Raw genomic sequence first — 8,760 nt, forward strand, 5'->3', positions numbered from 1 at the left:
CATATGGTAATTTCTAATGAAAAGGTTTCACTTTGTTTATAAACGAATATTTTTTAAAAATAATACAAAAAATGTTCGTGTTTTTACTTGAAACGCATTCTGATTGATGGTATTCTATTTTAGGTTGATCAAATGAAATAATTTAAACCTTATTTGGAGGTATATATAGATGTATGATGTGATCGTTGTTGGAGCAGGACCTGCTGGAATCTTTACATGTTATGAATTAACTTTAAAAATGCCTAATGCTAAAGTACTACTTGTTGATAAAGGACATGATATATTCGCAAGACATTGCCCAATTTTACAAAAGAAAATTGAAAAATGTCCGCCTGCTGCAGGAAAAAAAGATTTTTCAGGTTGCTTACCAGCTTGCTCAATTACAAATGGATTTGGTGGAGCTGGAGCATATTCAGATGGGAAATTTAATATTACAAGCGAATTTGGTGGATGGATGACAGATTACTTATCAGATTCACAAGTAGTTGAATTAATCAAATACGTTGATGAAATTAATTTAGAACATGGTGCGACTGAATCGATTACGGATCCTTTAACAGAAGAAGTTAGAGATATTGAACGTCGTGGTTACGCAGCTGGACTTAAATTATTACGTGCACAAGTTCGTCACTTAGGAACGGAACAAAATTTAGAAATTCTAAAAAGAATTTATGAGTATTTAAAAACGAAAATAGATATGAAGTACAAAACTGAAGTAGAGGACTTAATAACTGAAAAGGTTGAAGGTACTCATATCATAAAAGGAATTAAATTAAAAAAAGGTGAAGAATTACATGCTGAGAAAGTTGTAATTGTACCTGGTCGTGATGGCTCAAAATGGTTAACTGATGTTATGAAAAAACGTCGTTTAAAAATGTCAACAAATCAAGTTGATATTGGTGTTCGTGTTGAAACTTCAAACGTAGTAATGGAAGAAATTAATAAGCACTTATACGAAGGGAAATTCGTATTTAATACTAGCGTGGGTACAAAAGTCAGAACATTCTGTAGTAATCCATCTGGGCACGTAGTAGTTGAAAATCATTCAGGTATTATGACTGCTAATGGACATGCTTATAAAGATCCTAAATTAGGAAGTCCAAATACAAACTTTGCCTTATTAGTATCGCATCAATTCGCAGAACCATTTGACAAACCAAATGAATATGCACATGAGGTTTCACGCCTTGCAAACATGCTTTCACACGGTGGAGTAATCGTGCAAAAATACGGAGATATATTAAAAGGTCGCCGCTCAACTGAAAAACGTATTAAAGAAGGCTTTTTAGAACCAACTTTAAAAGAAGCAGTACCAGGGGACTTAGGACTAGTTTTACCATATAATACAATGAAAAGTTTAATTGAAATGGTAGAAGCATTAAATCATGTGACTCCAGGTATCGCTGCAGAACATACACTTTTCTATGGCGTAGAAGCAAAATTCTATTCGGCTCGACCGAAGCTAAATGTACACTTTGAAAGTGAAATCTCTGGATTATATCTAGGTGGAGATGGAGCGGGCGTTACTCGTGGTTTAGCCCAAGCAAGCGCATGTGGCGTATGGATTGCGCGTGATATCATTACGAAAATTGAAAGCAAAGAAAAAGAATTAGTTACTGTTTAATACTTAATTTAACAAACCTCTAGTGCATTGTTATAGCATTAGAGGTTTGTTTTGTTAGAATAGATAATTTTTTGCCTTTTAGCTGAATAAGGAATTAACGATACTTTTTTGAAGATGTATAATTTAATTAAAAGATTTCTGATGGAAACTTAGTGGAGGAAATATGTTGTTAAAGCTAAAATCTGAAACTGAAATTTATAATATGGCAGATTTATATTATAGAACACATTGGTTCGTAGTTGATTCAAGACTAAAAGGAAAAATATTAAATTCAATTAATGAAGGTTTAGTCATAGAGAGAAGGAAAGTTTTAGAATGGGTTATTAATCCCTCTGTAGACTGGGATGATATTGATTTAAGTACATAAATGGTTGAACAAGCAAGATTAGATCGAAGTGTATTATAAAATAAATTACAAATAAGTTAGGAGTCGTGAACCACTCCCACCACTGAGCTAACGCTTGAAGTGGGGGCTTCTCGATTCCGTGACGAAAGCAACCTTTCATCTCCACGAGCGTTACTTCCCACAGTTCCTGCGGTAGATGTCCAACGAATGAAGGTTCTTTCGTTACCTTAGTTATTTTACGAGTGGAAGGGTGACGGGCTTGGTTTTCGCACTATGCCTTATTTGTCCACACAACCCTATATAACTACTTATCAAAGAACAATTCATAAGAAAATCATAGCATATAACCATATGTTTTTCTATCGAAAAAAGGCAATTCATCTCCCACCTACCGTTGGACTAAAGTCCTTCACACGCTTGAGGAAGGAGACTTCTTGCCTCATTAAGTTAAAATGGAAGCTAAGGAGAAAATTTATTATAAGCGTGGCACAGAAGAATTAAAAGTGAAAACTATACGTGCCCATAAACTTGTTCAAGAGTTTAATAATATTAATGTGGAATCGTTCGAAAGAAAAGAAGAAATATTGAAAGAGCTGTTTGGAACAGTAGGCGTAAATCCAAGTATTGAGCATAATTTTCATTGTGATTTAGGTTATAACATACATGTAGGGGATCATTTCTATGCAGGTTATAATTGTACAATCTTAGATATGGCAGAAGTGAAAATAGGAAATAACTGTATGATTGGTCCGAATGTAGGAATCTATACAGCTGGTCATTCGATTGAACCAAAGGATAGAAATAAGAGCGGATATGCGATTCCAATTCATATTGGAGACGATGTGTGGATTGGTGGCAGTTGTACTATTTTACCTGGTATTTCGATTGGAGATCATTCAATTATAGCTGCAGGTTCTGTCGTTACGAAAGACGTGCCTTCTAATACTGTAGTGGCCGGTAACCCAGCGAAAGTTATTAAAAGTATATAAATGAGGTGAAAACAATGGATACTTGTGCAGATGTTTTAATCGTTATCGATTTGCAAAATGGTGTATGTTACAGTGGTGAGCATTTATTTGAATTGCAAAATTTAATCAGTAAAGTTAATAAAAGAATCTCATTATATAGAGAATTAAGTAAACCAATTATTTTTGTTCAACATTGTGATGAAGAATTAGTTGTTGGAGAAGAACATTGGGCGATTCATGCTAATCTAGATGTACAAGAACAAGATTATTTTATCCATAAAATACATGCCAATTCTTTTTTCAAAACGAACTTAAAGAATCTTTTAGATCAATTAGTAGTACATAATATAGAATTTTGCGGCGCTCAAACTGAATACTGTATGGACGCTACAATTAAATTTGCACATGGGTTAGGTTATGAAAACTTCATGGTAAATGGAGCGACCTCTACATTAAATAATCCATTTATGGCAGCAAAAGAGACAATTGATTTTTATGAAAAAATGTGGAACCATAGATTTTTAAATTTCATCGAACTAAAATATGAGAAAAACTAAAACCTTAGAATAACGGATAAATACCAGGGATTCTTAGCAAAAAATTAAACAACTTCAGCTTAAAGAGACAAAACGGAAATACTCTCTAGGACTATTTAAAAATCTAGTGAATATAATTTAGTAGATTTGAATAGAAGTGGGGGATCTAAATGAAAAGAATTGCATTTTGCATCGTTTGTTTCATTTTGCTGTTTTTATCTAATGTATCAACCTCAAATGCAACATCGCGCTATTTAGATCAAATAGATAAAAGTAATCGTAAGGAAGTTCATTATTATGTTAAGAAATCAACGGAGATTGTCGATCAAAAAGAATTTAGTTTAACAAATAAGGAGAAAAATGCTAACGAAAATGTAGTGGCAATTGCTGTAAAATACGATACAGTAAGAGATCGTTTCTTTAAAACAGTGAATTATGATACGTATTTATTGGATGAACAAACAGGAGAAATAGTAGATCCAGGAAAATTTGTTTCATCGAAAATATATGATGAATTCATAAATCAACATAAAAATGATGGAGAAAATGATTTTAGATGGAAAAATTCATTAATCGTTTTGGCATTAATATTTATTACAATCATAATCATTCCAATTTTTGCTTCAAAATTAAATGATTAATTCGAAGGCTGTTTCGGCAGTCTTTTTATTATGTTAAAAATAGCGGATTGATTGAAAAAGGAATATGATTAGATTGAAATATAGATCAACTAGTAGTACTTTTAAAAGAAAACATGTTAGGAGATAAGAAAATGATTCAGTCAATCGTTCATATAGCATTGGTTGTAAAAGATTATGATGAAGCTATAGAGTTTTATACAAAGAAACTTCATTTTAATTTAATTGAAGATACATATCAGCCTGAACAAGATAAGAGATGGGTAGTTGTAAGTCCACCTGGTTCTTCTGGAACGACTATTCTACTTGCAAAGGCATCGAAACAAGAACAAGAGCCATTCATTGGCAATCAAGCAGGTGGGAGAGTTTTTCTATTTTTAGGAACGGATGATTTCTGGAGAGATTATGATGAAATGATTTCAAAAGGAATTGAGTTTGTAAGAGAACCGAAAGAACAAGATTATGGTACAGTTGCAGTATTTAAGGACTTATACGGAAATTTATGGGACTTAATACAATTCAGTGACAATCATCTGCTTGCAAAAAGAATAAAGTAAAAGTTTACTTGATTAAATAATTAGAGAATTTATCGGTTTAGTAAAAAGTTTGAATAAACAGACAATTATCCATTACAAAAATTATCGCAGTTGATATAATTATTTTACATAAGATTACAGGTTTTTTGAAGTTGTCTAGCTTTTAGTTTACGAAAAAAGGGTATTCATATTAAAAGTAAAGATAATATTTAAAAAAATATAACGGTTTACACTGTCAGTTTGTTCCTTCTCAAAAACAAAGATGGTTTTAAGCCTGTTTAGGGGGCTGAGCCGTGGGTAAGGTTATTATATACATAATGAATTTATTTTGAGCTAAAGAAGCACTATCATAGAAATATTTTGACTGGGCTCGTTAAATAGGGAGAATGATTGAATGTTACCCGTAGGAATTGGTTGTGTGGCATTTATGATCATTTGTGGTTGGATAATTAAAAATCTGGATAAGTGAACCACTCCCACCACTGAGCTAACGCTTGAAGTGGGGGCTTCTCGATTCCGTGACGAAAGCAACCTTTCATCTCCACGAGCGTTACTTCCCACAGTTCCTGCGGTAGATGTCCAACGAATGAAGGTTCTTTCGTTACCTTAGTTATTTTACGAGTGGAAGGGTGACGGGCTTGGTTTTCGCACTATGCCTTATTTGTCCACACAACCCTATATAACTACTTATCAAAGAACAATTCATAAGAAAATCATAGCATATAACCATATGTTTTTCTATCGAAAAAAGGCAATTCATCTCCCACCTACCGTTGGACTAAAGTCCTTCACACGCTTGAGGAAGGAGACTTCTTGCCTCATTATGTTAAAAAATAGAACGGTTTACACTAACAATTTGTTCCTTCTCAAAAACAAAGATGGTTTTAAGCCTGTTTAGGGGGCTGAGCCGTGGGTAAAGTTATTATATACATTTATAGTCAGATTAATATATAAAGAGTAATTGGAGTTTAAAAAACTCCAATTTTTTTTGGTATAGGAATAATTTAATTAGTAATTAGGGGAACCTTCATTTTGTGAGGTTCCCCTAATCTCCATAACTAATTTCTCAAACATTATAAATGGAATAAGTGCATAAATAAAAATACAACAGGAGGAATCAATAATGATGGTAGAAGATTTAAAGTATTACATTTCTTAATCCCCAATATACTTAGGCCTGACGCTATAATTAATATACCTCCTACAATCGTTACTTCATTTAGAAGATCATTACTTAAGGAATTCCTCATTAGTATGGCAATTAAATAGATGGAACCCTGCCATGTAAATAAAGCGACGCCAGCAAATACTATTCCGATCCCAAAAGTGGATGCTAAAACAATCGAAGTAATGCCATCCAACGTACCATTTGCAAGGAGGTATGTATAATCCCCCTTTAATGCTGCTTCTACTGGTCCTAAAATCGATAATGTTCCAATACAAAATAATAAAATGGCGGTTGATAACCCTTCAGCCAAATTACCTTTAGAATATTTATTAACTAAACTATTAAATCTTGATTCTAACTTAAGTTTTTGCCCAATTAATCCACCTATGGCTAAACTTACAATAAAAAGCACTGGATATTTGCTAGAAGGTAAATGTTGAACTAGTGAGTTGATCCCTAAGCCCAATGCTACTAAGCCCATCGCCTGCATAAGGATTTCATGATATTCTTCTTTTATCCCTTTTTTAAAGATACTTCCAATCACACTCCCGGCTATAATCATCAATGTGTTAAAAATCGTGCCAAACATAATTCCATTTCTCCTTTTATTAATAGTATATTAATAAAAAATAAACCCTCTAGTAACTAGAGGGTCAAGTGAGTTTTTATCATAAAGTTTACTCGTAAGGTAATAAAATTTCCGTGACATACTTTTCTATATCGTTGGTCAAGCCATAATCAATAAGTGTAATTTCAAAGGAATCGTCTAACAGTTCATAATTGTGTTTTTTCATATAGGTTAACAATTTTTTATAATAACCAACTGCATCAATGTGTGTACCTTTAAATCGAACTCTCAAATAGTCTCTTGATGGAATAACAATGGAAGTTGGAGGTATCTGATTACCATCTTCAAGTATCATGAAAATGCTAGAATATTTATCAAAAACATTATTATTCAAATTAGAAGCTGAAATCGAGATGCCAATTTTCCCTAAAAAAATTTCCTCCTTTATTCCAAAACTGTTCCTTAATTCAGTAATAGGTAATTCAATATCATCTCCTATAACGTAGTCATGGCGTAAATATGCTACATGCATTTCAGGAAGTGTTATTTCCGATATCTTATCTAAAGGTGCACTAACAGCATCTTCAATTTGCAATAGGCGGCGTGATATTTTTGTTTCAATAATCTCCAATTCTTTCTTTTTTTTGGCAACTTCATCTTTTTGTTTTTTCAACATTTCAACAAGAGCATCGATTTCCCGATAATTAAAAAAATCTATAATTTCGTTTATTGGTAAATCTAGAGCCCTCAAATATTTTATTGAATTCAACCTTTCAAACTGCTGTGTTGAATAATATCTATAGTTGGTTTTTTTATCGATAAATTCTGGACGTAAGAGCCCAATCTGATCATAATACCTTAGAGTCGCAATTTTGACTTGGAATAATTTTGATACTTCACCAATTGTAAAATACTCTTTCATTTCTTAAAAACTCCTCTATTTACCATGAAATTGATATTTCCGATAATATTTACCTTCTGTATGATTGTTGTCATTAAAATAATACATTCAATTTAGATCGTCATCAATAATCTACATTTAGCTTTATATGAAATATATAGAAAACAGAATACTCAATTATCAAAAATAGGATTGTTAATGATAATATAAGAAAATAGAGAGAAAATTTGTTAATTAAATAGATTAATACAAAGTAGGAGCAGAAAAAATGGGAAAAGAGATTTATATAATTCGACACTATGAAGCTGAGGGACAGCCATATGAGGCGAATCTAACTAAGCGTGGATTAATTCAGGCTAATCATCTGGCTGATTTTTTCTCAAAGATTAAAATTGATCAAATAATTTCAAGCCCTTTTTTACGTGCAATTCAATCAATTAAACCGACAAGTAATGAAAAGAAAATAGACATTGTTCTCGAAGAGCGACTGTCTGAACGTAAGCTAAGCTCGATTGATTTACCTGATTGGCTTGAAAAATTAAAAGCCACATTTGAAGATATGGATTTGAAATTCGATGGTGGCGAATCAAGTCAAGAAGCTACTAATCGTGCAATAAGCGTAATAGATGAAATCATCAAAAGTGAAAATCAAATTACAATTGTTGTAACTCATGGAAATTTGATGTCATTAATTTTAAAACAGTTTAACAAAGAATTTGGTTTTGAGAATTGGAAAAAATTAAGCAATCCTGATCTTTATCTTTTGAAGTTTAAGAATAACGAGTTTGATTTTGAGCGTTTGTGGCAAGTTGAATAAGAAAATTGATACCAAAAAAAGAAAATTTACCTAAGCGAACAAATTAATTAAATTAAAGGCTCTGTTAAAGGAGATTGTTGAGTTTCTTATGCGACTAAATGGCAGGTTAGTGCAATAAGATACTGTATAATTAAATTCATAATAGGTGGTGGGATTATGAATTTAAAAGAAAAATTGAAGTTATTACTTAAAGAAACTGTTTTTGATTTAGTAAATAAAGATTTTGTAAAAATTAGTTCCAAACTAATCGAAGAACTTACAATCGAGGACATTAAAGAAGAACTAAATTACTGGGGGACACTTACAATTCCACCTGATTTAGCGTACGAGAATATTAACTATATTGAGTACAATTATGGCGAAGGATATGCAATGGAATTTGAACTTTGGATTGATAATAAGGAAAGTGACTTAACATTGTCTTGTGAAGCAATAATCGACCAATCAGATAACGGTTTATCGTTTTCAATCACAAATTTACACGTTTTATAGTTTATCGTTAAGCAAATAACGCATGGAATAGTTGAACAACATGATCGGCTGTTTAGTCGATTTTTTTATTCAACAAAATGGCAGTTTAGTTGTGCGAAATGTTTCTAGTTTAAATGGAGAATGGTCACATTACTCTAGTAAAGGCTAGACAGTTCCTTTCGGAATT

General features: G+C 32.2%; 10 protein-coding genes. 8 read left to right on the forward strand and 2 right to left on the reverse strand.

All coding sequences use genetic code 11. The features are described 5' to 3' along the window. The first annotated feature begins 169 nt into the window (after positions 1-169). The 6 genes from ACFVR2_RS23565 (at position 170) to ACFVR2_RS23590 (ending at position 4,669) form a co-directional block, all read left to right on the forward strand. Positions 170-1,624, forward strand: coding sequence for an NAD(P)/FAD-dependent oxidoreductase (locus tag ACFVR2_RS23565; protein WP_387367619.1), 1,455 nt, complete (start codon positions 170-172; stop codon positions 1,622-1,624). A gap of 166 nt (positions 1,625-1,790) precedes the next feature. Beyond that, entirely contained in the window at positions 1,791-1,991 is a 201-nt protein-coding gene (locus tag ACFVR2_RS23570; protein WP_387367622.1) for a DUF4272 domain-containing protein, read from the forward strand. Between the two features lie 431 nt (positions 1,992-2,422). Next, entirely contained in the window at positions 2,423-2,959 is a 537-nt protein-coding gene (locus ACFVR2_RS23575) for a sugar O-acetyltransferase (protein ID WP_387367625.1), read from the forward strand. Positions 2,960-2,973: 14 nt separating this feature from the next. After that, the gene (locus tag ACFVR2_RS23580; RefSeq protein ID WP_387367628.1) at positions 2,974-3,495 is read left to right on the forward strand and encodes a cysteine hydrolase family protein; all 522 of its coding nucleotides are present in this window, start codon (positions 2,974-2,976) and stop codon (positions 3,493-3,495) included. A gap of 149 nt (positions 3,496-3,644) precedes the next feature. Continuing rightward, a complete protein-coding gene (locus tag ACFVR2_RS23585; RefSeq protein ID WP_387367631.1) occupies positions 3,645-4,115 on the forward strand; it encodes a hypothetical protein in 471 nt (156 codons plus the stop codon). 131 nt (positions 4,116-4,246) lie between these two features. Further along, complete coding sequence (locus ACFVR2_RS23590; RefSeq protein ID WP_387367634.1) at positions 4,247-4,669, forward strand: VOC family protein; 423 nt, start codon at positions 4,247-4,249, stop codon at positions 4,667-4,669. Between the two features lie 1,052 nt (positions 4,670-5,721). Here the strand turns inward: ACFVR2_RS23590 and ACFVR2_RS23595 are convergent. Next, positions 5,722-6,405: a DUF554 domain-containing protein gene (locus tag ACFVR2_RS23595; protein ID WP_387367636.1), complete on the reverse strand. Its 684-nt coding sequence runs from the start codon at positions 6,403-6,405 to the stop codon at positions 5,722-5,724. A gap of 88 nt (positions 6,406-6,493) precedes the next feature. Beyond that, complete coding sequence (locus tag ACFVR2_RS23600; protein WP_387367639.1) at positions 6,494-7,306, reverse strand: MerR family transcriptional regulator; 813 nt, start codon at positions 7,304-7,306, stop codon at positions 6,494-6,496. A 247-nt stretch (positions 7,307-7,553) separates the two neighbouring features. Here ACFVR2_RS23600 and ACFVR2_RS23605 point away from each other — a divergent pair, with 247 nt between their 5' ends. Together ACFVR2_RS23605 and ACFVR2_RS23610 are read left to right on the forward strand one after the other, a co-directional pair. Continuing rightward, a complete protein-coding gene (locus tag ACFVR2_RS23605; RefSeq protein WP_387367642.1) occupies positions 7,554-8,102 on the forward strand; it encodes a histidine phosphatase family protein in 549 nt (182 codons plus the stop codon). A 156-nt stretch (positions 8,103-8,258) separates the two neighbouring features. After that, a complete protein-coding gene (locus ACFVR2_RS23610; protein ID WP_387367645.1) occupies positions 8,259-8,594 on the forward strand; it encodes a DUF7668 domain-containing protein in 336 nt (111 codons plus the stop codon). The last annotated feature ends 166 nt before the right edge of the window (positions 8,595-8,760 follow it).

It is taken from the genome of Gottfriedia sp. NPDC057991, from assembly GCF_042886615.1.
Lineage (GTDB): Bacteria > Bacillota > Bacilli > Bacillales > Bacillaceae_G > Gottfriedia.